Origin of the sequence: Gelidibacter salicanalis, assembly GCF_007997285.1 — a bacterium.
GTDB lineage: Bacteria > Bacteroidota > Bacteroidia > Flavobacteriales > Flavobacteriaceae > Gelidibacter > Gelidibacter salicanalis.
Genome location: NZ_VORX01000012.1, coordinates 1 through 26,630 on the forward strand (window position 1 = coordinate 1; position 26,630 = coordinate 26,630).

Annotated in this window: 22 protein-coding genes; 9 read left to right on the forward strand and 13 right to left on the reverse strand. The window is 36.2% G+C overall.

All coding sequences use genetic code 11. From position 1 onward, the window contains the following. Window positions 1-141: 141 nt before the first annotated feature. The 4 genes from ES711_RS15835 to ES711_RS15850 all read right to left on the reverse strand — a co-directional run bounded on the left by ES711_RS15835 (window position 142) and on the right by ES711_RS15850 (window position 4,123). Window positions 142-789, reverse strand: coding sequence for a DUF937 domain-containing protein (locus ES711_RS15835; RefSeq protein ID WP_146894286.1), 648 nt, complete (start codon window positions 787-789; stop codon window positions 142-144). 95 nt (window positions 790-884) lie between these two features. Further along, window positions 885-1,847, reverse strand: coding sequence for a D-2-hydroxyacid dehydrogenase (locus ES711_RS15840; protein WP_146894287.1), 963 nt, complete (start codon window positions 1,845-1,847; stop codon window positions 885-887). A 77-nt stretch (window positions 1,848-1,924) separates the two neighbouring features. Next, window positions 1,925-2,989: a 3-phosphoserine/phosphohydroxythreonine transaminase gene (serC, locus tag ES711_RS15845; RefSeq protein ID WP_146894288.1), complete on the reverse strand. Its 1,065-nt coding sequence runs from the start codon at window positions 2,987-2,989 to the stop codon at window positions 1,925-1,927. A 75-nt stretch (window positions 2,990-3,064) separates the two neighbouring features. Beyond that, the gene (locus ES711_RS15850) at window positions 3,065-4,123 is read right to left on the reverse strand and encodes an acyl-CoA reductase (protein ID WP_146894289.1); all 1,059 of its coding nucleotides are present in this window, start codon (window positions 4,121-4,123) and stop codon (window positions 3,065-3,067) included. A 183-nt stretch (window positions 4,124-4,306) separates the two neighbouring features. Here ES711_RS15850 and ES711_RS15855 point away from each other — a divergent pair, with 183 nt between their 5' ends. The 5 genes from ES711_RS15855 (at window position 4,307) to ES711_RS15875 (ending at window position 11,379) form a co-directional block, all read left to right on the forward strand. Then, window positions 4,307-4,660 (forward strand): 4Fe-4S dicluster domain-containing protein, encoded by a 354-nt coding sequence (locus ES711_RS15855; RefSeq protein WP_146894290.1) that lies wholly within the window; start codon window positions 4,307-4,309, stop codon window positions 4,658-4,660. Between the two features lie 152 nt (window positions 4,661-4,812). Then, a complete protein-coding gene (gene ychF, locus ES711_RS15860) occupies window positions 4,813-5,907 on the forward strand; it encodes a redox-regulated ATPase YchF (protein ID WP_146894291.1) in 1,095 nt (364 codons plus the stop codon). 474 nt (window positions 5,908-6,381) lie between these two features. After that, on the forward strand, window positions 6,382-8,247 hold the full coding sequence (locus ES711_RS15865) for a DNA topoisomerase IV subunit B (RefSeq protein WP_146894292.1): 1,866 nt from the start codon (window positions 6,382-6,384) through the stop codon (window positions 8,245-8,247). After that, the gene (locus ES711_RS15870) at window positions 8,237-8,719 is read left to right on the forward strand and encodes a hypothetical protein (protein ID WP_146894293.1); all 483 of its coding nucleotides are present in this window, start codon (window positions 8,237-8,239) and stop codon (window positions 8,717-8,719) included. The genes ES711_RS15865 and ES711_RS15870 overlap by 11 nt, the downstream gene beginning before the upstream one ends. Window positions 8,720-8,730: 11 nt before the next feature. After that, a complete protein-coding gene (locus ES711_RS15875) occupies window positions 8,731-11,379 on the forward strand; it encodes a DNA gyrase/topoisomerase IV subunit A (protein ID WP_146894294.1) in 2,649 nt (882 codons plus the stop codon). Here ES711_RS15875 and ES711_RS15880 read toward each other — a convergent pair. The 4 genes from ES711_RS15880 to ES711_RS15895 form a co-directional block, all read right to left on the reverse strand. Next, on the reverse strand, window positions 11,376-12,323 hold the full coding sequence (locus ES711_RS15880) for a hypothetical protein (RefSeq protein WP_146894295.1): 948 nt from the start codon (window positions 12,321-12,323) through the stop codon (window positions 11,376-11,378). The genes ES711_RS15875 and ES711_RS15880 overlap by 4 nt on opposite strands. A 3-nt stretch (window positions 12,324-12,326) precedes the next feature. After that, window positions 12,327-13,736 carry an MBOAT family O-acyltransferase gene (locus ES711_RS15885; protein ID WP_146894296.1) on the reverse strand — a complete coding sequence of 470 codons (1,410 nt, stop codon included), beginning with the start codon at window positions 13,734-13,736 and terminating at the stop codon, window positions 12,327-12,329. Window positions 13,737-14,118: 382 nt separating this feature from the next. Continuing rightward, window positions 14,119-14,505 (reverse strand): hypothetical protein, encoded by a 387-nt coding sequence (locus ES711_RS15890; RefSeq protein ID WP_146894297.1) that lies wholly within the window; start codon window positions 14,503-14,505, stop codon window positions 14,119-14,121. A 93-nt stretch (window positions 14,506-14,598) separates the two neighbouring features. Then, on the reverse strand, window positions 14,599-14,976 hold the full coding sequence (locus tag ES711_RS15895) for a helix-turn-helix domain-containing protein (protein ID WP_146894298.1): 378 nt from the start codon (window positions 14,974-14,976) through the stop codon (window positions 14,599-14,601). A 390-nt stretch (window positions 14,977-15,366) separates the two neighbouring features. Between ES711_RS15895 and ES711_RS15900 the strand changes: the two genes are divergently transcribed. The 3 genes from ES711_RS15900 to ES711_RS15910 all read left to right on the forward strand — a co-directional run bounded on the left by ES711_RS15900 (window position 15,367) and on the right by ES711_RS15910 (window position 17,588). Further along, entirely contained in the window at window positions 15,367-16,446 is a 1,080-nt protein-coding gene (locus ES711_RS15900; protein WP_246139227.1) for a M14 family zinc carboxypeptidase, read from the forward strand. Window positions 16,447-16,511: 65 nt separating this feature from the next. Continuing rightward, a complete protein-coding gene (locus ES711_RS15905; protein ID WP_027126983.1) occupies window positions 16,512-16,991 on the forward strand; it encodes an Lrp/AsnC family transcriptional regulator in 480 nt (159 codons plus the stop codon). An 81-nt stretch (window positions 16,992-17,072) separates the two neighbouring features. Continuing rightward, window positions 17,073-17,588, forward strand: coding sequence for a DinB family protein (locus tag ES711_RS15910; protein WP_146894300.1), 516 nt, complete (start codon window positions 17,073-17,075; stop codon window positions 17,586-17,588). On the opposite strand, the gene aroB is transcribed toward ES711_RS15910, so the two are convergent. Beyond that, window positions 17,583-18,650, reverse strand: a complete 1,068-nt coding sequence (gene aroB / locus ES711_RS15915) for a 3-dehydroquinate synthase (protein ID WP_146894301.1) — start codon at window positions 18,648-18,650, stop codon at window positions 17,583-17,585. The two genes, ES711_RS15910 and aroB, sit on opposite strands and share 6 nt — an antisense overlap. A gap of 98 nt (window positions 18,651-18,748) precedes the next feature. On the opposite strand from aroB, the gene ES711_RS15920 reads away from it, so the two are divergent. Then, window positions 18,749-19,915, forward strand: a complete 1,167-nt coding sequence (locus tag ES711_RS15920) for a proline dehydrogenase family protein (protein ID WP_146894317.1) — start codon at window positions 18,749-18,751, stop codon at window positions 19,913-19,915. A gap of 197 nt (window positions 19,916-20,112) precedes the next feature. Here ES711_RS15920 and ES711_RS15925 read toward each other — a convergent pair whose 3' ends face one another. Genes ES711_RS15925 through ES711_RS15940 form a run of 4 tightly spaced genes read right to left on the reverse strand, consistent with a single transcriptional unit; the run spans window position 20,113 to window position 26,336 of the window. Further along, window positions 20,113-22,494, reverse strand: coding sequence for a GumC family protein (locus ES711_RS15925; protein ID WP_146894302.1), 2,382 nt, complete (start codon window positions 22,492-22,494; stop codon window positions 20,113-20,115). 24 nt (window positions 22,495-22,518) lie between these two features. Continuing rightward, window positions 22,519-23,292 carry a polysaccharide biosynthesis/export family protein gene (locus ES711_RS15930; RefSeq protein ID WP_146894303.1) on the reverse strand — a complete coding sequence of 258 codons (774 nt, stop codon included), beginning with the start codon at window positions 23,290-23,292 and terminating at the stop codon, window positions 22,519-22,521. Window positions 23,293-23,313: 21 nt separating this feature from the next. Then, on the reverse strand, window positions 23,314-25,215 hold the full coding sequence (locus ES711_RS15935) for a polysaccharide biosynthesis protein (RefSeq protein ID WP_146894304.1): 1,902 nt from the start codon (window positions 25,213-25,215) through the stop codon (window positions 23,314-23,316). Beyond that, window positions 25,212-26,336 (reverse strand): DegT/DnrJ/EryC1/StrS family aminotransferase, encoded by a 1,125-nt coding sequence (locus ES711_RS15940; protein ID WP_146894305.1) that lies wholly within the window; start codon window positions 26,334-26,336, stop codon window positions 25,212-25,214. The genes ES711_RS15935 and ES711_RS15940 overlap by 4 nt, the downstream gene beginning before the upstream one ends. Window positions 26,337-26,630: the final 294 nt, after the last annotated feature.

The following is a 26,630-nucleotide window of genomic DNA, read 5'->3' on the forward strand; positions in this document are numbered from 1 at the left end:
AGAAAAGAAAGAGAAAGGTCCTCGAACTTCAAAAACAAATCGCTAATTTAGATGCCAGAATGAGTAAAATACAACCTGCTTGAAAGCCAGTAATTACAAGGTAAAATCAAAACGTTACTCAGAATTAAAAAACGGATTTGATTATTTTTTACCACCGAACAATCCTCCAAGAAGACCTCCAATACCGCCGTCTTTTTTATCGCCGCCCATAGCCATTCCTGCAATATCATCCATAATGCTACCGTCGCCATCAGCGTCAAGAATAGATTCTAAAAAACTCTGATCGCCACGACCTTGGGTTGAATTTCCTTGCAGAAGTCCGCCTAACATACCTTCTAGGCCACCCGGACTGTTTACATTTTGTTGTTTCGCCTGGTTGCCTAACATGCCCATCAAAATGGGGGCAGCAACTTTTAAGATTTGAGCTACCGTTCCAGCATCAACACCTGATTTGACACTAATTGCATTTTCTACATTACGCTGCTTACTGCCCAATACATGGTCAAGTATCTTACTGCCATCTTGCATCACATTATCATCTACACCGCCACCAAACAAGCTTCCTAAATTACTCAATATACTCCCGTCGTGCTTGCTGTTAATTGCATTTAATAGGCCTTCAGCGCCTTCTGGAGAAGAGGCATTCCGTTTCATAGCTGCCATGAGGACAGGCATGGCCATCATTAAAACATCTTGGGTTTTATTTTTAGGTTGCTTGGTTTGATCAGCAACTCCGCTGACAATGGATCTCCCCATTTCACTATTTAAAATATCCATAATTCCAGACATAGCTATTTGATTTAATATTATACACTTTAAAAATACAATAAATGCTCACAATTTGGAGACTGTGAGCATGCTTTGTGCTCTCATTGTTAATATCTTTAAACTTTTTCAGTTTTTAATATGCTGATGATTTGAGATGCTAATTCAGTACCTATTCTATCTTGCGCTTCATTAGTTGCCGCTCCAATATGTGGTGTTAACGATATGCTGCCATTCATCAGTACCTGAACCGCTGGAGTTGGTTCACTTTCAAAAGTATCCAATCCTGCAAAGGCAACTATGCCGCTTTCGATAGCTTGCACAAGTGCAACTTCATCAATTACACCACCTCTCGCCGCATTGACGATACCTACACCCGGTTTCATCAATTCAAATTGTTTTTCACCTATGACATAACCGTCCTGGGCAGGCACATGCAAAGTGATAAAGTCTGATTGCTTTAAAATGTCCTTCATAGGCTGAGTCTCAATTTCCACATTAATAAACTGGCCATTATAAAACTCTACCTTAATAGTGGCTTTGCCTACAAATTTATCACTTGCAATTACACGCATTCCTACACCAAGAGCAATTTTGGCAACCTCACGACCAATACGACCAAATCCTATAATACCCAAAGTCTTACCTCGTAATTCTGAACCTTTGGCATAGTTTTTCTTAAGACTATTGAACTTTGAATCACCATCAAGGGGCATATTACGGTTAGCATCGTGTAAAAAACGAACCCCACCAAATAAATGCGCAAACACCAATTCAGCAACTGATTGGGAGGATGCGGCTGGAGTATTAATCACATGTAAGCCTTTACTGCGTGCATAATCCACATCAATATTATCCATGCCAACACCACCACGCCCGATGATTTTAAGATTAGGACAACTATCAATAAGTTCTTGTCTTACCGTGGTTGCGCTTCTGACCAGCAGCACATCAATCGCTTTCTGATTGATGTAATTGCTAAGTTGTTCCTGCGCTACAGTTGTGGTATTTACCTCAAATCCCGCTTCTACTAATGCATCAATTCCGCTTTGTGAAATTCCGTCGTTTGCTAATACTTTCATGAATACTTATATTTTTTTCCCAAATATAGACGTGCTAATAGAGGGGATTAATTTTGTTAATTAATATGGAGAGTTTGCTATGCTTTAGTTTCCAATTCGCTCATCACTTCTACCAAAGCTTTAACGCTATCTAAGGATAGGGCATTATACATTGAAGCGCGGTAGCCACCAACGCTTCTGTGACCGCTTAGTCCGCTAATACCGGCATCTTTTAACATGGTGTCAAAAGTTTCTTTCAGGTCGTCGTTGGTCAGTGTAAAGGTCGCATTCATCATTGAGCGATCTTCCTTAACCGCATAGCCTTTAAACAAAGGATTAAGATCTATTTCTGAATAAATAACCCGTGATTTCATTTCATTGGCTTTTTCCATCGCCTTAACGCCACCAAGATTTTTCATCCATTCTAAAGTCAGCATGGAAGTATAGACTGCGAATACCGGAGGTGTGTTAAACATACTGCTTTTAGCAATTTGTACTTGATAATCTAAAATGGACGGAATTTTGCGGGATACTTTTCCTAAAATATCCTCTTTAACCACCACTAAAGTAGTTCCTGCAGGACCCATATTTTTTTGTGCACCCGCATAAATCAAATCAAACTTGGAAAAATCCAGTTCGCGAGAAAAAATATCGCTACTCATATCACAAACCATTGGGATGGGTGAATTTGGAAAATGCTTTATTTGTGTGCCGTAAATGGTGTTGTTGGAGGTGCAGTGAAAATAATCATAATCCTCTGGAATGGTATAACCTTTGGGAATGTAGTTAAAGCCGGCATCTTTGGAAGTGGCAACTTCATGAATATCATCATAAATGCGAGCTTCTTGAATGGCGTTGTCACTCCATGTTCCTGTATTTAAGTATCCTGCACGTTTTTCCAATAAATTTTGGGCAACCATAATGAACTGCATGCTAGCGCCTCCTTGTAAGAATAGAGCTTTATAGCCTTTTCCTTCCAGACCCAAAAGCTCAAGAGCTAACGCTCTGGCATTTTCCATCACATCTACAAAATGTTTGCTTCTATGGGAAATTTCTAATAAGGATAGTCCAATATTATTAAATTCCACCACAGCCTCGGAAGCTTTTTGTAAGACTTCTTGAGGTAAAATTGATGGGCCAGCGCTAAAATTGTGTATTTTCATGAGTTTTGGTTTAGGAAAGTTACAAAGGTGCTAAATTCGTAAAGAAAAGAGGTTAATAATATGATAATTTATCGACTATATTTTTGTTAAAAATGCAATGGTGTCTACGTTGTCTGCGTAGTCCCATAACTGTGGATGTTGGGTTTGTCCGAAGGCCACAGAATTTTCTGTAACTCCCTTGGAAACTACACATTGAATATGTTCTGCGTTGGTGATTAAATTTTGTTTCAGGTCTTCCAAATCGTTATAATATTCGTAAAATATGGTAGCAATAGGTGATCCAAAACTTGAGTCTTCCTTAATCATCAAGAATCCATTTTCTAGTAAGTTAAATTCGCTCATCAAATACACTGCCTTGTTATAATCATAATTATTGGCGTACTTATGTTGATTGATAATCGGGTGCCACTCGTAAAGGCCTGTAAAAAACCCGTCGAAATTGTAGTCTTTTGGTACAAATAATTTGGACACATTGCGACAACCCAAACCATAATATCTAAATATATCTTCGGACAAGGCCTTGAGTTCCGTTTCTGTTTCTTCTCCGGTTAACACAGCTACTGAATTTCTATTTTTTCTAATGATAGAGGGTTTACCTTTAAAATAGTGTTCAAAATAACGCGCCGTATTATTGCTTCCTGTAGCAATTACAGCGTCAAAATCAGTTAATTTATCCTCCGTAAAGGTAATCCGGCCTTTTAAGTCTGGAGCAACGTGTTCTAAATATTTAGCCAAATAGGGCAGGAGTTGCTTGTCATTTGAAGATTGTCTTACAATCACATGGTGACCTGAAATTAGGACAGAAAGGAAGTCATGAAATCCTACCAAAGGAATGTTGCCGGCCATAATAATGGCCACTTTTTTTGATGATGTATCATTAAAATAGTAGGGTTCTACCCACTTCGCCAGCGTATTGCTATTTAAAGAGGTAGACCAGCCGCTTAGGGCATAGGCAATATTTTCTTTCGTAAACCACGCATTGTGTTGATGCGCCAATGCTATTTGATGCTGGAAGCCCTCAAAAAATAGCTCATTGGCAGTAATATGCTCGTTCTTTTGAAAGCCATTTGTAGAGAATTGTCCGATAAACTCTCCCAACTTTACAAAAGCATTAATTCTTTGCTGTAAATCCATTCTGTATTTGGTTATGAATAGTTTTGGCGTTATTTTTGCCTCGCAAAGTTAGAAAAATGAAATGAACGAGATTTGTTTAAGTCCCACTTTTTCTAAAAGGGTTTGTAAATCAACAAAATCGGTTTAAACTTCTAAAATCTCATCACTTTTTCTATAGTAACAATTTTTAATGTAGATGATGCTATGGCAATTATAATAACAGATGAATGTATTAACTGCGGTGCTTGTGAACCAGAATGTCCAAACACTGCTATTTATGAAGGTGCTGATGATTGGAGGTACAAAGACGGAACCAGTTTAAAAGGTAAAGTTGTCCTTCAAGATGGTAAGGAAGTAGATGCTGATGAGTCTCAAGAACCAATCAGTGATGAAATATATTATATCGTTCCGGATAAATGTACAGAATGTAAAGGTTTTCATGAAGAACCACAATGTGCGGCAGTTTGCCCAGTAGATTGTTGTGTGCCGGATGATAACCATATGGAAACGGAAGAGGAACTATTAGCGAAACAGCGCTTTATGCATCCTGAAGGCTAATATTGTGATAATTCAGTTAAAAACCTCAGCATCAGCTTGAGGTTTTTTTATGCAAATTATTCAGATAATTGATTAAATTTGCACTCGCAAAAATCGCGATATATGTTAATGATGTTCCCTTGTTACTAGGGGAATTATAAATAAGTTTTTCAATGAAAGCTGGAATTGTAGGATTGCCAAACGTAGGGAAATCAACCCTTTTTAACTGTTTATCTAATGCAAAAGCGCAAAGTGCCAACTTTCCGTTTTGTACCATTGAACCAAATATAGGGATCGTCAACGTTCCAGATCCGCGATTAGAGCGCTTGGAAGCTTTGGTAAAACCTGTACGTGTACAACCCGCTACCGTAGAGATTGTGGACATTGCAGGTTTGGTTAAAGGAGCCAGTAAAGGTGAAGGTTTGGGAAATCAGTTTTTGGCTAACATTAGAGAAACAGATGCTATTTTACACGTTTTACGTTGTTTTGATAATGACAATATTATACATGTAGATGGTAATGTGAATCCAATTAGAGACAAGGAGACCATTGATATGGAACTTCAGTTAAAAGATTTGGAAACGGTTGATAAAAAACTTGAAAAAGTAAAACGTGCTTCAAAAACCGGGAATAAAGAAGCCCAAAAAGAAGAAGCGGTATTACTGAAAATAAAATCGGCATTAGAAGCGGGAGTTTCTGTAAGAACTTTAGAGTTTGATAAGGAAGATTATGAAGAGTTTGTTAATCCGGCACAATTTATTACGGACAAACCGGTGATGTATGTGTGCAATGTAGATGAAGGTTCCGCTGCAACGGGCAATGCCTATGTTGAACAAGTGAGAGCAGCTGTAAAAGACGAAAATGCTGAGATTTTAGTTTTGGCTGTGGGTACAGAAGCTGATATTAATGAATTGGATAGTTATGAGGAGCGTCAAATGTTTCTTCAAGATATAGGTCTGGAAGAGCCAGGGTCTTCAAAATTGATCAGATCAGCCTACAAATTATTAAAACAACAAACCTATTTTACGGCAGGAGTTAAAGAAGTCCGTGCGTGGACCATTGATGTTGGCGCCACGGCGCCACAGGCAGCCGGTGTTATTCACACTGATTTTGAAAAAGGATTTATTAGAGCCGAGGTGATCGCATTTGAAGAATTTTCAGACTTAGGCAGTGAAGCAAAAGTAAAAGAAGCAGGAAAAATGCGGGTTGAAGGAAAAAACTATGTGGTTAAAGATGGCGATGTGATGCACTTCTTGTTTAACGTATAAATACTCATAACTGTAATGATTTTGTTGTATATCAGTTAATAGCACTGATTTGTTATTTCAATACAATGGTTATAAACGAAACCGCTAATTCTATAGTGATCGAAAATTAATCCTATAGCTTCTGGAGTAACAATTTTTTCAATAACAACATTTTTATCCTTATCTTTAAACGGATAAAAATTGAAATTCTATGAAAATTATATTATGGATTGCAGGAGCCATCATCTTCTTTGTGGTGCTTTTTTACGTTTTTAAATTCGTATTTGTTACTTCTATTATTATTGCACTTGCAATACTAATTATACCTATTTTATATTTCACCTTTAAACGAAAAAGCTAGGCATTGTCTAGCTTATAAACTATTCACTATTTTACCCTAATTTAAACAGGTTGTTAATTACTTTAGGCCAATCTGGTTTAAAGTTTTATAGCGAAATGCTATATTAGCAACCTATTTAATATTTTCTCATTTTTATGTCCCAAGAAACCGACTATACCGAAGATAACATACGATCGCTCGATTGGAAAGAGCATATCCGTATGCGTCCTGGGATGTATATTGGAAAATTGGGCGATGGCTCTTCACCGGATGATGGGATTTACATTCTTTTAAAAGAGGTTTTAGACAATTCCATTGATGAGTATGTAATGGGATCCGGCAAAACCATTGAAGTTTCCATCCAAGGCAATAAAGTGATTGTTCGCGATTACGGTCGGGGGATTCCTTTAGGAAAAGTTGTAGACGTTGTTTCAAAAATGAATACCGGAGGTAAATATGATTCTAGAGCCTTTAAAAAATCGGTAGGTTTAAACGGAGTGGGAACCAAAGCGGTCAATGCTTTGTCCCATTTTTTTCGGGTAGAATCCACGCGGGATAATAAGTCCGCTTCCGCAGAATTTTCCCAAGGCAACCTAATCAATCAAGAATTATTGGATGACACCTCTAGAAGAAAAGGGACCAAGGTGTCGTTTGTTCCGGATGAGGCTATTTTTAAAAATTATAAGTATCGCAACGAATATGTTGAGAAAATGCTTAAAAACTATGTGTACCTCAACACAGGTTTGACCATTGTTTTTAACGGCGAAAAATACTATAGTGAGCACGGATTAAAGGATTTGTTGGAAGAAAATATCAACGAAAGTGATACGGTGTATCCAATCATCCATCTGAAGGCAGAAGACATTGAAATTGCACTAACCCACAGCAAAACCCAATATAGTGAAGAGTATCATTCTTTTGTGAATGGTCAAAATACGACGCAAGGTGGAACCCACTTAGCAGCGTATCGTGAGGCATTGGTGAAAACCATCCGGGAATTCTACGGTAAAAATTATGATGCAGCTGATGTTCGAAAATCGGTAGTGACCGCGGTTGCCGTTAAGGTAATGGAGCCTGTTTTTGAAAGTCAGACCAAAACAAAGTTAGGATCAACGGATATGGGTGGCGATCTGCCAACCGTACGGACATTTGTAAACGATTTTGTAAAAACACATCTCGATAATTTTCTACATAAAAACCCTGAGACGGCTGATAAAATTCAGCGTAAAATCCTTCAGGCGGAACGAGAGCGAAAGGAATTGTCAGGAATTAGAAAGCTCGCAAAGGACAGGGCTAAGAAATCGAATTTGCACAATAAAAAATTGCGCGATTGTCGGGTCCATTTTGGAGATATTAAAAATGACAGGTATTTGGAGTCCACCTTATTTATTACAGAGGGAGATTCGGCATCCGGAAGTATCACAAAATCGCGAGATGTTAATACGCAAGCGGTGTTTAGTTTGCGTGGTAAACCATTGAATTCTTATGGCATGAGCAAGAAAATTGTTTATGAGAACGAAGAATTTAATTTACTGCAAGCAGCCCTAAATATTGAAGAATCTATTGAGGATTTGCGGTACAATAATATTGTAATTGCCACGGATGCTGATGTTGATGGGATGCACATCCGATTGTTATTGATAACCTTCTTTTTACAGTTCTTTCCAGAATTGATTAAAGAAGGGCATCTATATATTTTGCAGACCCCATTATTTAGGGTGAGAAATAAAAAAGAAACCATTTATTGTTATTCGGAACAAGAGCGTCGTGATGCTATTGAAAAATTAAAACCCAAGCCTGAAATTACCCGTTTTAAAGGACTGGGTGAAATATCTCCAGATGAGTTTGTGAACTTTATTGGAGAAAGTATTCGTTTAGATCCTATCATGCTCGATAAAGACATGTCCATAGAAGCCCTTCTCGAATTTTATATGGGTAAAAACACCCCAGACCGACAAGAATTTATTATTGACAATTTAAAAGTAGAACTAGATATAGTGGAAGAAGTTCATGAGAACTAATAATGCGACCGTAAAAAATATCATTGTTTCAGTTTACTTTGTGCTGATTGTTCTTGCCATCGTGTTGGCTACCGTTTTTAAGGCTTTTAGTCACCTCACTTCCAATCCTTTTCTAACTTTTGTTATTATATTTGTGGGATTTTTAATCTTGTTCTTTTCAGTACATGCCATCTCCAAATATTTTGAATATGACAGTGACGGCATTAAAGTGGTTGTAATCAATAAGGGTCTGTTATTGTCAGATCATTTTAATTACAGAGAACATAAAATAGAATTTGATAAACACCGATTGGTAGCTTTTAAATTTAAAAATTACAGTGTTTATAGAAGTCTGACACTTTATATTAAAAATTCTAAGGGGCTAGTAAAAAAGGAAATTTTTAATGTCACATTGCTTTCTAAAAAGAAACGACGTTATATTGGGCAATCTCTTAGTAAACTAGTTAGAAGCAATACTCAATCAACCCATTAATACCCGTTAAATTGGAAGAAGATCACCTACATAATGAAGATGAAAATATTCAGGAAAATGAAAGTAATGAAACGATTACTAGGGTTACCGGGATGTTTAAGGATTGGTTTTTAGACTATGCTTCCTATGTTATTCTTGAACGTGCCGTACCTGCCATTGAAGATGGTTTTAAACCAGTGCAACGCCGTATCATGCAATCTATGAAAGATTTGGATGATGGGCGGTACAATAAAGTAGCCAACATTGTTGGTCACACGATGCAATATCACCCTCACGGTGATGCGAGTATTGCCGATGCGATGGTCCAGATTGGGCAAAAAGATATTTTAATTGACACCCAAGGCAACTGGGGAAATATTTTAACCGGCGATAGCGCAGCGGCTTCACGTTATATTGAAGCACGCCTATCCAAATTCGCCGTAGAGGTCGTTTTTAACCCAAAAATCACCGCTTGGCAGGCTTCTTATGATGGGAGACGCAAAGAACCGGTCAATCTTCCGGTAATGTTTCCATTATTATTGGCGCAAGGTGGCGAAGGAATTGCGGTGGGATTGTCTACCAAAATACTCCCCCATAATTTTATCGAATTAATTGATGCTTCCATCAAGCATCTCAATGGAAAAAAATTCACGATTTACCCCGATTTCCCAACTGCGGGAATTATTGATGTCACAGACTATAAGGATGGACTACGCGGCGGGAAAGTAAGAGTGCGCGCAAAAATCTCGCAGCTCGATAAGAGTACTTTGGTGATTAATGAAATTCCATTTAGTACCAATACTTCATCATTGATCGATTCCATTTTAAAAGCTAACGATAAAGGTAAAATCAAAGTCAAAAAAATTGAGGATAACACTTCGTCGTCTGTAGAGATTTTAGTGCATTTGCCTTCAGGCATCTCTCCAGATAAAACCATCGATGCTTTGTATGCTTTTACCAATTGTGAAGTGTCAATTTCGCCTTTGGGATGTGTTATTGAAGATAATAAACCATTATTTGTGGGGGTCACAGAAATGTTGCGTCGTTCTACCGATAATACGGTGGATCTTTTAAAGCAAAATTTAGAGATCAAATTGGATGAGCTGGAAGAACAGTGGCATTTTGCATCCCTAGAGCGTATTTTTATCGAGAATCGCATTTACCGTGACATAGAGGAGGAAGAAACATGGGATGGCGTTATTACCGCTATTGATACAGGTTTACAACCCCATATTCAACATTTAAAACGCGCTATCACTACGGAAGATATAGAGCGCTTAACCGAAATTCGGATCAAGCGTATTTCTAAGTTTGATATCGATAAGGCGCAACAGAAGATTGATGCTCTAGAAGATCAGATTGCCCAAGTAAAACACGATCTAGCCCATTTGGTGGATTATGCCATCGCCTATTTTACCCGACTTAAAAATGAGTATGGCAAAGGACGGGAACGCCTGACAGAAATTCGATTGTTTGATGACGTTGACGCTACTAAAGTGATTATCAGAAACACAAAACTTTACGTTAACCGGGAGGAAGGTTTTGTGGGTACGTCACTTAAACGGGATGAATATGTGTGCGATTGTAGTGATATTGACGACATCATCGTGTTTACGCGTGATGGAAAAATGATGGTGACAAAAGTCGATGCCAAAACTTTTGTAGGTAAGGATATCATCCATGTAGAAGTGTTTATTAAAAAAGATAAGCGTACCATTTATAATATGGTTTATCGTGATGGTGCCAAGGGACCTTCCTTTGTAAAGCGTTTTTCGGTTACCGGTGTTACACGAGACAAAGATTATGATTTGACCAACGGCAACAAGGGGTCTACGGTGTGGTATTTCTCATCGAACCCTAACGGTGAGGCTGAAGTAATTACAATTTTCCTGAGACAGGTGGGCAGTGTTAAAAAGTTGAAATGGGATCTTGATTTTGCGGAGATTCTTATTAAAGGCCGAAACTCTAAAGGAAACCGCGTAACAAAATATGCTATCAAAAAAATAGAACTCAAAGAAAAAGGCGTATCTACCTTAAAACCTCGTAAAATATGGTTTGATGATACCGTCCAACGTTTAAATGTGGATGGTAGAGGCGAATTGATAGGAGAGTTTAGAGGGGAAGACCGTCTGTTGGTTATTACGCAAGGTGGCATCGTTAAAACCATCTTGCCAGAATTAACGACCCGTTTTGATAATGATATGATTGTTTTAGAAAAATGGCTGCCTAAGAAACCAATTTCAGCGGTTTATTTTGATGGCGAAAAGGAACGGTATTATGTGAAACGTTTTTTTATTGAACATGAAGGTCGCGAGGAGCTCTTTATTTCAGATCATCCTAAATCGCATTTAGAAATTGTTTCTACGGATTGGAAACCTATGGTAGAAGTAGAATTTACGAAAGAGCGTGGCAAGGATAGAAAAGACAATCTCGACGTTAATTTGGAAGAATTTATCAGTGTTAAAGGTATCTCAGCGCTTGGGAACCAATTGACAAAAGAGAAGGTGAATCAAATAAATTTATTAGATCCACTTCCTTACGAAGCGCCCGAAGAAATGGCGGCACAAGATATTGAAGTGATTGATGAAGATGACGTTTCAGAAGATAAATCATCTGAAGATGGTGATGCTTCTGCGAAGAATGATCGATTAGAAGGTAATGGACAAGGCAAATTATTTTAAAATGAATGGTTTGCTTTAAACTGCACATTTAAGTAATTAGAGAAAGCTTCGGCTCCATTTTTTGTCATATGGGTAGCGTCTTTCCAATAAGATTTATTTTTCGTGTCTTTATAGAGGTTAGTATAATCCCAATAGGTTAAGTCTAAACTATCCATAAGACTGGCAAGTTTAATATTGTCAATATCACAGGAGTCATGATAAAGTGGAGAGGTGATGAATATGAACGTCTTATTAGGTGTTCTATGAGCAAAAGCAGCAATAGTTTCTAAATATTTTAAAGCCACTGCATTAATTTTGTAATCGTTTTCGCAGTCTTCTGTACTATTTTCTCGTAGTAAAACCTGATCCCTCATAAAAGTTTGTGATTCATTTATGGTGATGGGGTCATAACCATAATAGGTTCGAAAATTGTAGCTCGGTCTCACAACATTTTTTAGAATTCCAATAGTATTCCCGTTATAATTAATACTTCTGTAAAATTTCTGGAAAACGGATAATTGACCAGATTCCTCAAGAGCTTTGGTTATGGAAGCATTTCTTTTATATTTTGTTTTAAGCGATGTAATATCTGAGCCATCATAATCTTTGTCAAAGAAATTTTTAGTGTCAATATGGACTACCACAATCTGCTTATGTGTATTCTTTAATGTACCTATGAGTGCGCTGTTATATGCAATACCAACGCCATCCATGCCCATATTAAAGCTATTAGAGTTGAGTACTCTAACATCAATATGTCTGTTGGCTCTCGAATTGCCAAACACCATAAAATCGACACTATCCTTTTTTGATAAGAAATGATTTAACTTACCAATGGCTTGCCCGGTCATAACCTTATCACTGATCTTATTAAAAGTATAAAAAACAATTTTATCCAGGACATAGCTAATCACAACAATTAAGGCCATAATCCTAAGAAATTTAAAAGTGGTTTCTGAGTTCATAACTTAAAATTGAAAGTATATAAAATTTTCAGTTGTAGAATAAAAGAGACAGAGTATTATAATTATAATAGATACTAAAACGGAAAGTTTTAGTGTATTGTATTGTACACCATAATTTTCTAGTGGAATGTCTGATCTGAAAATTTTTAAATCGATTATAATGCCTAATGACAGTAAACAGATGGCATTAACGAAAGAATTTATATTTCCAATAAATAATACACCGAAGTCAAAACTAACTATTTTGCTAAAAATTGTAAATGCAGCTGTGAGATCTGGTGCTCTGAAGAAAATCCATGCAATAAGCACTACAACAAATGTATATATGTACCCAAAAGCATTAAACGTTTTAATATTAAATTTTGAAAACGTGAACTTTTCAATGCTTAAAAACAGACCATGAATACCTCCCCAAATGACAAAATTCCATGAGCTACCATGCCATAATCCTCCAATTAGCATCGTTAATAAGAGATTGCGATACGTCATTGCTATGCCACGTCTGTTTCCGCCCAACGAGATATATAAATAGTCCCTCAACCAGAAAGAAAGAGTTATATGCCATCGCCTCCAAAATTCAGTTAACGTACGTGAAAAATAAGGAAAATTAAAATTCCGATGAAAATTAAATCCTAAAAGCTTTGCACTACCAATTGCTATATCAGAATAGCCTGAAAAGTCGAAGTAAATTTGGAACGCGTAGAATAGGGTTGCAATTAATAGGGTTGAACCATTATGTAAATCATAATTAGCATATACAGAATCAACATAGACCCCTAAATTATCTGCAATGGCTACTTTCCTAAATAAACCGATAATTATTTGAAAAACACCATTTTTTATTAGGGCGTTGTTGAGCATTCTTTTCCTCTCAATTTGAGGTATTAAATTGGATGCTCGTTCAATTGGCCCTGCAACAAGCTGAGGAAACAGACTCAGAAAGGTAAAAAACGCCACCATGTTTTTAGTCGCATTAATGCGTCCTCTATAGATATCTATACTGTAACTCAGTGTTTGGAAAGTATAAAAACTGATGCCCACCGGAAGGATGATATTTAATGTCAGATCATTAACGTCCCATCCAATGGTAGACATAGAATTGGCAAATGAACTGGCAAAAAAATTATAATATTTGAAGATACCGAGGAGGCCCAAATTAGAAATTAAACTCACCATGAGCCAACGCTGCTTATTTTTTTTACCTTGAGCGACCTCAATTTTTAATCCGACAAAATAATCTAAAAAGGAGCTAAATATAATGAGCGATAAAAATCTGTAATCCCACCATCCGTAAAAAATATAACTTGAAATAAGCAACAACATATTTTGACGTTTATATCTATCTTTTAGTAACCAATAGATGATAAAAACAACAGGAAAAAATACGAGATACTCTACAGAATTGAAAAGCAAAATTTTAAATTTTAATGAAAATTTTACATCGTGGGACTGTTTTAGCTCGTTAAGATAGTACATGAAAATAGAAAGATCGACAAAACAAGGTCAATTTAGCTATAGAGATGCATTTGTGGGTCTAAACGACTGTTAAACAGATTTTTAAGTGACAAATCTGTATTCGATTTGTCTGAAATAGCATAGGATTAAGGTATGTAAATCAGCACCTCATTAATGATCTCAGGCTACGCCATCATTGTAGGTTCCAATGATTCACTAATAGAATGACTGGCACACAGATAATTTTTTATTATAAAATTATGTGATAAGGTTAAATCCAGTTTACTCTAATTTTAAGAAGATGTTTACCATATAAGTGGCATTTAAATCTCTTGTTGAATTATTTAATCTTTGTAGCTGTACCTTGTTCTACACGTTTTTGTTGGCTTCCAGGTTGGACGGCGAGACTATATTCAAACGTATAGGAATGCTCTGAAGTAGTTAAAATTTTCATATGTATTGCCTTTTCCTCACTCATATTCTTCGGATTGACATGTTTCATGATAAACTCGCAATCGTTGATCCAACGAATGGAGGCGGTATCAATTTTATTCTCGTAATAATCAATATTCAAATCTTCCGTACGCACAAACTTGCCTGTTTTTTCAACACCATCTGTAACATACTTAAATTCAAAAGTACCAGTTCTAAAATCTTTACAGTTTCGTTCTCTAGTGTAGCAGCTGGTCAAAAGTAACAGAATCGTCAACGAGAAAAGCAATTTCATGTGCATTGGGTTTATCTGCAAAACTAGGCAAAAGATTGGGATTGTAAAATCTAAAACTGAAAAGAAAACTGCTTTTAGGTTGCAGAGCTAATGTTAATCCTTTATAAAATCCTTAAACGTACCATCCTTATAAAAAATCACAATTTTTTCAATGTCTTTATCTAAAGTCGCAGATTTAGTTTTCGGAATATGTTCAGATTTTTTTTCCAGATGTTTTTCTGGTTGATCTAATGTTGAAGGGGAATTGGAAGGGAATTTCCCTTTCCCGTTCAATAACCAATACAGTTCAACTTCGGGGTAGGCGGCCAACACTTTCAATACAAAATCTAAGCTCGGCTTATTTCTTCCAGACAAAATATGGGAGATGCTCGACCGTTGTACCCCTATTTTTTCAGAGAATGACGAGGCACTTTCTGAATAGTATTCAATGACTTTCTGAAGTCGTTTTGAAAAATCATCACTGTTGATCATTGTAAACCAGTATTGCGCATTTTTAATTTTACAAATGTAACAAATAGGGTGTGATAAAGTGTTAGAATGTAAAATTAAAGTTTTATAGTAATCAATTAAAACTTTATATAATAATATGTAATAAGCTGACTACAATAAAGTTAATGTTATAAAATATGAGCGTTACGAAATTTGTGAATAGTTATGCTTTAAAAGATTTTTATCGCGTGTGTATTGTATAATAATGTAAACAAATAATCGCTAATTGAATGTTTACATTTGTAAAAAATCAATTGTTTACATTTGTCATCACAACGTTTACACATGAAAATAGAACATTTGAAATTGCCTTATCATCACTATTGTGAGCCATCTCTTTCTGGGAGGTATATAAATTTAGATCACCTAAGTATGTTACTGAACAGGCACCGTTCTCAATTTGAAATCACCGTTGTCGGGCAATCAGTTTTAAATGAAGACATTCACTTTATTACCCTAGGATCTGGAAAAACAAAAATTTTGATGTGGTCTCAAATGCACGGTAATGAGAGTACAACCACTAAGGCAATATTCGATTTGCTTAATGTGCTGTCTGATCGTGACTCCAAATTTGTTAGAGAACTTTTAGAGAATGTAACAATTGGGATCCTTCCCATGCTAAATCCTGATGGCGCGCGTGCTTACAGCCGAGTTAATGCCAACCAGGTCGATTTAAATAGGGATGCTCAAGCCTTAACGCAACCAGAAAGTAAGGTCCTGAGAATTTGTTTTGATGCTTTTAAGCCAAATTACTGTTTTAATCTCCACGGCCAGCGCACCATATTTAGTGCGGGCGCTACAAACAAGTCGGCAACCTTATCCTTTTTATCACCGGCGCAAGACGAGCCCTGCACTATAACCGAAACCCGTCGTAGAGCTATGGATGTCATCGTTAGGATGAATGATGTGCTTCAGCGATTGATTCCGGGCCAAATTGGAACCTATGATGATGCGTTCAATATGAACTGTGTTGGTGATACGTTTCAGACTTTACATGTTCCTACCATTTTATTTGAAGCCGGCCACTATGCGAATGATTACCAAAGGGAAGAAGTTAGAAGGTTAATCTTTATTTCGCTTTGGACAGCCATTGTACATATTGCTCTAGAAGATATACAAGGAATACATGCTGCTGCATATGAAGCAATACCCAGAAATGAAAAACTTTTTTATGATGTTATTATAAGAAATGCAAAGTTAAGTGATGATGAAACTTTTCCGAATTGCGATATAGGAGTCCAATATCAGGAGCGATTGGATGGCAATCAGGTGAGATTTATACCTAAAATTGAAAAAATTTCCGACTTATCTCAATTTTATGGTCATAAAGAGTTTGATGCCAAGGGAGCATTGGTGAAATCTGAAAATAATGAGGCCATAAAAGAGGGTATCGAAATCGATTTCGTTAACATAGATCACAACAAATACCCACTTAATGTAGAAATAAACTAGCATTTAGTGTATTATCTTCAGTAAATTTCTATTATTTTTGTAGAAAATTTAATAATATACTAAAAATGGGAAAGTTCAAATTAGATGAAATTGATCATCAAATTTTAGACATGTTAATTGATAATACGAGAATTCCATTTACGGATATTGCTAAGAAATTGGTGATTTCTGCAGGGACAGTTCACGTGAGAGTTAAAAAAATGGAAGAAGCGGGCATCATTCAAGGTTCTTCGTTGACTTTAGATTACAAAAAATTGGGATATTCGTTCATTGCCTATGTGGGAGTATTTCTGAATAATACATCTCAAACCAAGTTTGTTTTGGAGCGCATCAATGAAATTCCTTTTGTTACTGTCGCACACATTACAACCGGCAAATTCAATATTTTTTGTAAAGTGAGAGCAAAAAACACATCTCACGCTAAAGACATTATCTTTATGTTAGATGATATTGAAGGGATTTATAGAACGGAAACTATGATTTCATTAGAGGAAAGTATCAACGACAAAAAACGTTTGATGCATTCAATCTTTAACGAATTGTAAACGTAATTTAAATATAATAGCTATACCCTTTATTGAGCATTCAGTAAAGGGTATTTTTGTAACAATAACTAAATATAAATTATGAGAGTTACTGACTTAAACGTTACGGAGTATAACTCGTATTACCAGCCTTATATTGAAAAATCAGATTCCGGACCCATTCTTGAAGGACTGCGGTCCAATGCTATTCTATTGGCCACATTTGTAAGGACTATTGATAAAGAGAAGCTGACTTATAGATATGCATATGGTAAATGGACAATTAAGGAAATAGTGCTCCATTTGATTGATACGGAGCGCGTCTTCGCCTACAGGGCATTGTGCATTGCCCGAAAAGATAAAACAGAGTTCCCAGGATTTGATCAAGATGCATATGTAGCCAATAGTGAGGCCAATAATAGAACGATTGACAGTCTGCTAACAGAGTATGCCAATGTGCGAGCAGCAACTGTATCCTTATTCGAAAATTTTAATGCAGGCAATTGGTTGGAATTGGGTATTGCGAGTCATAGTGCAGTTTCTGTAAGAGCCATCGCGTTTATTATCGTGGGTCATGAAAATCACCATTTGCAACTCATCAAATCGCGCTATCTATAATTTATAATAGTCAAATGCTTTTAATATGACCTCATTATCTACTAAACAATCAATTTTCGGTTGCCCAATCTGTTCTAAAAGTACAAAGTTAATATTGCCGTGCTCATTCTTTTTATCGTATTTTAAAAGCTCTATAATGGCTTCATGATCTGAGTTGTCAATTGCAACTTTATGAAAAAGGTCTAGAAATGTCTTTTTAATCATGTCCAAATCTGTTTTTGGAAATCCTAGTAATTCTGATGATATATAGCTCTCCATAATCATTCCGATGGCAATAGCTTCTCCATGGAGAAGTTCAGGTTTATCTGTCTGACTTAAAAAATACGATTCTATGGCGTGACCCAAAGTGTGTCCGAAATTGAGCGTTTTCCGCAGCCCATTCTCAAATGGATCTTCCGTAACGATAGTGTTTTTTATATCAACTGATTGATGAATTAACCGGTCTAAATCAGTTAAGGATAAGGCGTCTAGATCTAAAAATGAATTCCAATACGAAGCATCGTAAATCAGCCCGTGCTTTAGCATCTCAGCCAGTCCGCTTTTTAAATGGTTTTTAGGGAGTGTTTCTAAGTATCCAGTATCTACTAAGACCATATCACCGGAAGAAATTACACCTATCTGATTTTTTAAGGCACCAAGGTCAACGCCCGTTTTCCCTCCAACACTGGCGTCTACCATAGCCAAAAGAGAGGTGGGCACATTAATATATTTTAAGCCCCGCTTGAAGGTGCAGGCTATAAACCCGCCAAGATCAGTTACAACGCCTCCACCAACATTGATGATTAGCGCTTTTCTATCCGCCCCCAATTCTGAAAGGGCATTCCATACGCCAACGCAGGTGTCGATATTTTTATTAACTTCTCCTGCCTCAATTTCTATAATTTCAATGGTCAGTTCAGTCTCTAATTGCGACATAAAATAAGGCAGGCAATGGTGGTGTGTATTATTATCAACAATGATAAATAGTTTCGAAAAATTATTGGTTTTTAAATACTGATTAAGCTTATCGTAGGCATTGGTATTAAAGTGTACCGTATAAGTTTCGTTGGTTATTGAAGTCATGGAAAATAGTGCTTTTAATAAAGGATGAAAATAAGCAGTTTTTAATTAATTAATCAAGAATGAATAATTAAATTTGCATAATTTTTCCACATATGGCTATACCTAAAATTTTTGAAAATACAAAAGTCGCTTTTAGTCTTAAAAGTGATTCAGAGCTTAATCGCGCCTACTTTTTATTTAAGATGATTTCTTATCAACCTTTAGTTAAAATAGGCACGGCAGCGACCAATTTTGCTTTAAAAGCTCAGCTTCCAGTTGAAGGACTGATTCGCGCTACAGTGTTTGATCACTTTTGTGGTGGTGTGAGTGAAGAGGATTGCTTACCGGTAATTGATAGTATGTTTGACAAACAAGTCAGCTCCGTTCTAGACTTTTCTGTTGAAGGCAAAGAAACAGAGTCACATTTTGATGCTGCCATGGAAAAAACGTTGAAGATCATCAAATTTGCTGATGAAAAGAAGTCGATGCCCATCGCTGTTTTTAAACCCACTGGATTTGGGCGTTTTCACCTTTACCAAAAAAAGGGAGAAGGCAAACCTTTCACAGAGAAAGAGCAGGAGGAATGGGAGAGAGTAGTGGCCCGTTTTGATACCGTATGTAAATTGGCTAAGGAAAAGGATGTTGAGATTTTAGTGGATGGTGAGGAAAGCTGGATGCAAGATGCTGCGGATGAATTATGTGAGGCCATGATGCGCAAATACAATACCGGCATACCAGTAGTTTATAATACATTGCAATTGTACCGATGGGACCGTTTGGACTATCTTAAAAACTTGCATGAAATTGCAAAAGCTGAAGGTTTTACCATTGGCGTTAAAATTGTTCGCGGTGCCTATATGGAAAAGGAACGTGAAAGAGCTCAGGACAAGGGTTACGAATCCCCAATTTGTGCCAATAAAGGAGCTACTGATACAAATTTTGATGAGACCTTAGAATATATATTGACGAATTTGGATACCATTTCAGTATTTATTGGGACTCACAATGAAAGAAGTAGCTATTTGGCCATGGAGATGATGGAAGATCTTAAAATTGACAAAAGTGACAATCGGGTGTGGTTTGGCCAATTATATGGCATGAGTGATCATATAAGTTTTAATCTTGCCGCAAATGGTTACAACGTGGCTAAATATGTGCCCTTTGGACCCGTAAAAGACGTAATGCCCTATTTGATAAGAAGAGCGGAAGAGAATACCTCTGTTGCAGGGCAGACGAGCAGAGAGCTTATGTTGTTGCAGAAAGAAAGACAAAGACGGAAATCATAGAAAATTTACCCCTGAAATAGTATTGGAGACGCTAAATTTTATGCTGTAGATTTTTAGAATTAAATCCCTCAGAACGCGGGACCTATTGCTCTTAATGAACATATTAATTTTTAGTGGCTGAACATTCGAGTTAGATTTTAATATATTTAAAAAGGCTGAACAAAATAATGTTGTTCAGCCTTTTTTTTTATGGGTAATTAGGACTTTTTAGAATTGAATTGATACCATTTTCTATGTTTATCAGGAGTGTTTCCGTAACCATAACCATAACCATAGCCATATCCTTTTTTGTCATAATTGGTGCCGTTTAATAAAACATGCATGCTAGGTAGCCTTTTGTCCGTGTAAAGTGGTTCGGCAACCTTGGCAACATATCTTTTATCGACATTAGAAGCACTTACGACATAAATGAACAAGTCAGCAAATTTTGAAACCAATAAGGTGTCACTTACCAGTCCGACCGCAGAACCGTCAACAATTATATAATCATATTTAGTTTCAAAATAATCAAATAATTCTTTAACCCGAGAACTCATTAAAAGTTCAGATGGATTTGGAGGTATGGTTCCAGATGCAATCACATCTAAAAAGTTGTTATTTTTAATTTTGGTGACAATATCTTCAGGATGTAATTTTTTATCCGCTAAAAAATCTGAAAGACCTACTTTGTCAGAAGGTTTTTCTTTAAGATATTGTAAGACTTTTGGAACACGAATATCCATCTCAATTAATAACACTGAATTTTCTGAAAAAGAAATAGACGATGCTAAATTAATACTGGTGTGCGACTTTCCTTCTTTTGCTCGAGTAGAGGTAATAAAGATTTTTTTCGCTTTATCTCCATGGTCTTTGAGAACAAAGTCTATATTGGATCGCAAAATCCTGAATGCTTCCGCTTTAGGAGAGTAATCAATTTTATTAATTAATTTTGAATCTTTACCTGACATTGGGATATCTCCAATATATGGAATGTCTACAACATTCATCAGGTCTTCTTTATCATAAATTTTTGTATCTAATAAATCGATTCCGTAAATTAATCCAATAGGTAGCATTAGACCTAATACTATCGCTGCTAAATAAATTATCATTTTATTTGGCGACACTGGTTTGTAGTTCGAATAGGCCTGATCAATGACCTTAGCATTTGGAGAAAACATTCCAAGACTGATTGCTGACTCTTCACGTTTCTCTAATAAATATAAATACAAAGATTCTTTAATACTTTGTTGCCGTTCAATATCCCTAAGCTGTCTTTGTTTGGTAGGTGCAGTATATAGCTGACCTCTAATTCTTGAGTCTTCGCGGGTAAGATTATCAAGTGAGATCTGACTGGTTTTTTTCATATTCTCCAATGAATTCTCTAAATTGGATTTTAATGAATTGATTTCATTATTTAAGTTGACCACAATGGGGTTGATGTCACTGGAGTTTTTTAATATTTTATCTCGCTGTGCGACCAACTCATTATAGCTTTTGGTGACTTGATTGATATTTGGATCATTGATACCAAGGTTAGAGGGCAAATAATCTGAACTTTTATTTGCACCATTTATATCCTCCTGTAAATACTCAATAAGTTGTATGGTGTTGGCAGTGTTGTTAATTTGAATTTCGTTCTGTTTTTCACTTTCCAAATAAATATTTGCTTGAGATCCCAAAGCGGTCAGATTATTTCTTTTTTGAATCTGTTCTGCTGAGAAATCAACTTCTTCTAATTCTTTAAAAACCAGTTCTAGACGATTATTTATAAAATCACTAGTTACCTTTACAACTTCTTCTTTGTCTGCAATGACGTCATTGTTATACTCTCTGATAATTTCGTTCAGAATATCAACTGCTTTCTTAGGAATGTTGTCTTTAAGTTCCAGTTTTACAACGCTAGAACCATCTTCGGTAGAGGTCAAAATACTATTTTCGTACTTATTGACAATAGAGTTTACGTTAGAGATGGATACCTTTAGGTTACTTCCTATTTTTGGGGCGTGAGGGTCAATATTGGGAACCATAACCATGTCTCCAAATCCTGTTTTAATACGGTCTCCAAAAGAATATAGCTTACCTTCAGAGTCATCACGATCAATAAGGGATTTACCATCATCTTTAAACATTAAAAACTGCGATGGCGATTTTATCTTGATATATAATGTGGTATCAACGTCGTGAATAATAGAATCATTGGCAAAAAAGTTTAACTGAATAGGAGGGTTTTCATAGCTTTCCTTTTCCTTAATTTTTCCTTGTTCATAATAACGCACATTGAGTTTTAAATTTTTAACAATGTTGGCAATAATACTTCTAGATGTCATCACTGCGATTTCATCATTTATTTTGTTGGTTCCGTCAGAAAAAAGTCCACCTTTCCCAATATCTGCCATATTTGGTAGTTTTTGAGATTGTTTGTCATCTTTAATTTTGATGGTAGCAGATGCCTTATACTCATAAGTTGTATACCGAAGATAGGTGTATGCCAATGCGAGCGATGCAACTAAAAAGAAAGCGATAAACTTCCACCTTCTAAGGTATGTGTTTAGCGTTTTTTTTATTTCGTTAGTAGATTGGGTCATTTTAGATTTCATGAGACTTTAGTGTTAATCTATATATTATTTTATCAAGAAGACTGCTATAATTGTAGTTAAGGTTCCAATTGCAGAAATTAAGACAGAGTTGTTCTGGTTGTAGGTAGAAGAGCGTATTCTGGAACTATTGGGTTCTACAACAATCACATCATTCTGTTGTAGGTAATAAAGTGGAGAACTTACAGAATTGACAGAGGTCAAGTCCAATTTTGCAAATCTCTTTTTGCCATCAACTTCACGAATTAACATGACATTTTTACGCTGACCATAAATTGTTAAATCATTTGCTAAGCCTATAGCTTCCAATAAAGTTATACGTTCATCTTGAATGGTAAACGTTCCCGGATCTGAAACCTCTCCTATTACCGTAACCGTAAAATTAACTAGTCTGACGTTAACGATCGGATCTTTCGCATAAGCGCTTATTTGCTCTTTAAGCATATTGGTCAGTTCAATTCTAGTCATTCCGGCTATATGTAAGGTGCCTAAGACAGGAAATTCTATATTGCCATTAAAGTCAATCAAATAGGTTTGCATGCGGGTAGTACCAGATGTTCTCACAAGATCATCATTATCGGATACAATCGATAAATTAAAGGGTTTTGCAGTTATCGGGTCTGCAGCAGAAACATTAATCGTTAAAATATCATCAGGTTTATAAATGAGTTGTTCTGGTGTCGCGTCAATATAGCCACCACTAAGCGGTTCATCTTGAAAATAGACAAGATCTTTGCGGGAGCCACATGATGAGATGATCATGGTTGCTAAAATTAAAGAAATAAAGATATGCGTTTTCATTGTTATATTGTTTAGGTTGTTTTAATGAGATAGTTTAGTGTGGTCCAGCACTTCATAAGTGGAGTTGTTAGACTTATACTCAGGGATTAAATGTTTTATAGCTGAGACTATGACAAGTGGCTGTGTTGCGGAATTGACAGCGGTGAGTTTATTGATCTGTTCTTCAATATTAAATACATCTATACGTCTTGATCTCGCTATCATGATTTTTTCGTGATAGGTTTTTTTTGTGTTTTCTCCATCTGCTAAAAGTTCTTCGTAAATTTTTTCACCAGGTCTTAATCCAGTTATTTTAATGTCTATATCTTCAGGATAACGTAAACCAGAAAGGAGAATCATATTCTTTGCGAGGTTAAATATTTTAATAGGTTCGCCCATATCAAACACAAATATTTCGCCTCCATTGCCCATAGCCGCGGCTTCTAGGACTAGCAGGCACGCCTCTGGAATAGTCATAAAATAGCGAGTAATATCTATATGGGTTACCGTCAACGGCCCCCCTTTTTCAATTTGCTTTTTAAATAGTGGAATAACCGATCCATTGGACCCTAATACGTTACCAAATCTGGTGGTTATAAATTTAGTTTGTCCTTTTTCTTTAAGGCAGGTAATGTAAAGTTCGGCAATTCGCTTAGTAGCTCCCATAACATTGGTTGGATTGACGGCTTTATCAGTAGATATTAAAATGAACTTACCAACGCTATGTTTAACAGCAATGTCTACCACATTCTTGGTGCCTCCAATGTTAACACTTACAGCCTCAAATGGGCTATTTTCCATTAAAGGGACATGTTTATATGCTGCAGCGTGGAAAACAACCTGCGGTTTATATTGATTAAATAACTGATCAACTCTAGAACTGTTTCTTACATCAGCCACAATAGTTTCGATATTTTCCAAACCGATTTGTTTAAATTCTTGCTGGATATCATAAAGTGCAGATTCAGCATTGTCTACTAAAATGAGTTTTTTATAGTTATACAAGCTGACTTTTCTACAAATTTCACTTCCAATAGAACCAGCTGCCCCTGTTATTAAAATGACCTTGTCTTCATATTCACTAACCAGCATAGGATTAATGATAGAAATGGGTTCTCTACCTAGGAGATCTTCAATTTTTATATCTTTAATTTGCCCAATACTTAAATCGCCATCAATCCAATGTTGTACAGGCGGGACAATCTTTGCATGAAGGCCTAAATTAAATAGATAGCCCGTTATATTAAGTAGGCGTGTGGGATCAATGTTTTGTATAGAAATAATAACCTCCTCAAGATTGTTTTTCGAGATTAATTCCGCAGTAATATTTTTGAGACTGTAAACTGGCAAGAGGTCAATTTTCTTGCCTACTTTACCTTCATTGTCATCTATAAATCCAGTAACTTTATAACTGTTTTTAGGATCATTACTAATTGCAGCATACGTGATCATCCCGTAATTACCCGCTCCAAAAATCAAGACATTTTTTGTGGGCACAAAATCACTGCTTATGGCATTATAGAGAGACTTAATAAAAAGCTTAAATGCAATTAATGCGAATATATTGAGTAATAGGTGAATGTAAATTATAGATCCAGGGATGTCAAAAAGTTCATTATAATGATGTTTACGACTAAAAAATGTAGCAATAATTAATATGGTAGCCAAAATATTGGTGCCGATAATGATGTTTATAATGTCTTTATATCCGGTAAATCTTACAACCCCTTTGTGGGATCCCACTGCTAAAAAGCTCACTATTGCCGCTATAATTACAAACGGAAGTTGAGACATCATTGATGGAATATCAAAGTCAAATTGGAAATTATATCTTATAAAATGCGATAAGAAAAAGGTAAAACAGACAATTAGTAAATCAGACAGAAGCACCAACCATTTGGAGGCGTACTTTTTAGAAATTTTATGTAATATTTTATATCTCATTCACCAAAATACATTTTAATGGTCGTCAAAACCCTATGGCGTTCAGCATCGGTAAGATTGGATCCGCTAGGTAAACACAATCCTTTTTCAAACAACTGGTCCGAAACCCCATTGAGGTAACTTGGTGCATTTTTAAACACAGGCTGCTGATGCATAGGCTTCCATAAAGGACGTGATTCTATATTTTCTTTTTCCAGAGCTTGTCTTAACTCTTCTCGTATGGTCTTAGTCTCTAGCAATATACAGGATAACCACCGGTTAGAAAAATAACCCTCTGGTTCTTTTAAAAATGTAATAGCATTATTTTCTTCAAAGGCATCTTGATAAAACTGATGGTTAGAGCGGCGTTTTTCCACATGCTGATCCAATATAGTCATTTGTCCACGCCCAATTCCTGCGAGGATATTCGACATTCTATAGTTATATCCAATGGTAGAATGTAAATAATGGGGGGCGTCATCTCGGGCTTGGGTCGCTAAAAATACCGCCTTTTCTTTCTCTATTAATGATTTGGTTACTAAAGCGCCACCCCCAGATGTGGTTATAATTTTATTGCCGTTAAAAGATAAGATTGATAAATCTCCAAATGTTCCACAATGTTGATCTCTAACAGTGCTCCCTAATGATTCTGCACTGTCTTCGATAATAGGGATCTTGTATTTTAACGCTATGGATTGTATCTGATCTACCTTATACGGCATGCCATATAAATGCACAGCAATTATAGCTTTGGGAGTTTTACCTTTTTCAATTCTATCTAAAATAGCAAGTTCCAATTGTTCAGGACATATATTCCAAGTTTCGGTTTCACTATCTACAAAAACAGGCGTTGCACCCAGATAAACGATAGGGTTGGCTGATGCTGAAAAGGTTTTACTTTGGCAAATAACTTCATCTCCGGCTTTGACCTTTAGCAAAATGAGGGCGAGATGTAGTGCAGCAGTACCAGAACTCAGCGCCGCCACATGACGGTTTTGGCCAAGATAATTCTGGATGTCCTGTTCAAAACCAGTAACGTTCGGGCCAAGTGGGGCCACCCAATTAGAGTCAAAAGCTTCTTTGATGTAAGATTGCTCCTTACCACTCATATGTGGTGAGGATAGCCAAATTTTCGGTTTCATAAGTAATAACTATTTCGTAATTAGTCAGATTACTGATTTATTCATGTGATGTAAATAGAGGGGTCTTCTATATTTATTAAAAGTAATGTTAAATATGAGGCAATATGAAGTAAATCCCCAATTAAAACGATAAGAAGTAAATATTTACGTTATTATTTAATTTCTTTATTTAAACATCTAATTACCGTATACCATGCCATACAACACTGTTTTAAATTTTACCATGCCGTTAGACCATAAATTATAAAATACACATTTCATAAATTAACAATTTAAATACCGCTGTTTTTAGAG

Coding starts and splice junctions, on each gene's coding strand:
- aroB (WP_146894301.1), bottom strand. CDS start 18,650: ATGACTTCAATAACCAACGAAACTTATACGGTACACTTTAATACCAAT.
- ES711_RS15925 (WP_146894302.1), bottom strand. CDS start 22,494: ATGAAATCTAAAATGACCCAATCTACTAACGAAATAAAAAAAACGCTA.
- ES711_RS15895 (WP_146894298.1), bottom strand. CDS start 14,976: ATGATCAACAGTGATGATTTTTCAAAACGACTTCAGAAAGTCATTGAA.
- ES711_RS15900 (WP_246139227.1), top strand. CDS start 15,367: ATGTTACTGAACAGGCACCGTTCTCAATTTGAAATCACCGTTGTCGGG.
- ES711_RS15840 (WP_146894287.1), bottom strand. CDS start 1,847: ATGAAAGTATTAGCAAACGACGGAATTTCACAAAGCGGAATTGATGCA.
- ES711_RS15835 (WP_146894286.1), bottom strand. CDS start 789: ATGTCTGGAATTATGGATATTTTAAATAGTGAAATGGGGAGATCCATT.
- ychF (WP_146894291.1), top strand. CDS start 4,813: ATGAAAGCTGGAATTGTAGGATTGCCAAACGTAGGGAAATCAACCCTT.
- ES711_RS15930 (WP_146894303.1), bottom strand. CDS start 23,292: ATGAAAACGCATATCTTTATTTCTTTAATTTTAGCAACCATGATCATC.
- ES711_RS15890 (WP_146894297.1), bottom strand. CDS start 14,505: ATGAAATTGCTTTTCTCGTTGACGATTCTGTTACTTTTGACCAGCTGC.
- ES711_RS15880 (WP_146894295.1), bottom strand. CDS start 12,323: ATGAACTCAGAAACCACTTTTAAATTTCTTAGGATTATGGCCTTAATT.
- ES711_RS15910 (WP_146894300.1), top strand. CDS start 17,073: ATGAGAGTTACTGACTTAAACGTTACGGAGTATAACTCGTATTACCAG.
- ES711_RS15850 (WP_146894289.1), bottom strand. CDS start 4,123: ATGGATTTACAGCAAAGAATTAATGCTTTTGTAAAGTTGGGAGAGTTT.
- ES711_RS15940 (WP_146894305.1), bottom strand. CDS start 26,336: ATGAAACCGAAAATTTGGCTATCCTCACCACATATGAGTGGTAAGGAG.
- ES711_RS15935 (WP_146894304.1), bottom strand. CDS start 25,215: ATGAGATATAAAATATTACATAAAATTTCTAAAAAGTACGCCTCCAAA.
- serC (WP_146894288.1), bottom strand. CDS start 2,989: ATGAAAATACACAATTTTAGCGCTGGCCCATCAATTTTACCTCAAGAA.
- ES711_RS15865 (WP_146894292.1), top strand. CDS start 6,382: ATGTCCCAAGAAACCGACTATACCGAAGATAACATACGATCGCTCGAT.
- ES711_RS15905 (WP_027126983.1), top strand. CDS start 16,512: ATGGGAAAGTTCAAATTAGATGAAATTGATCATCAAATTTTAGACATG.
- ES711_RS15855 (WP_146894290.1), top strand. CDS start 4,307: ATGGCAATTATAATAACAGATGAATGTATTAACTGCGGTGCTTGTGAA.
- ES711_RS15870 (WP_146894293.1), top strand. CDS start 8,237: ATGAGAACTAATAATGCGACCGTAAAAAATATCATTGTTTCAGTTTAC.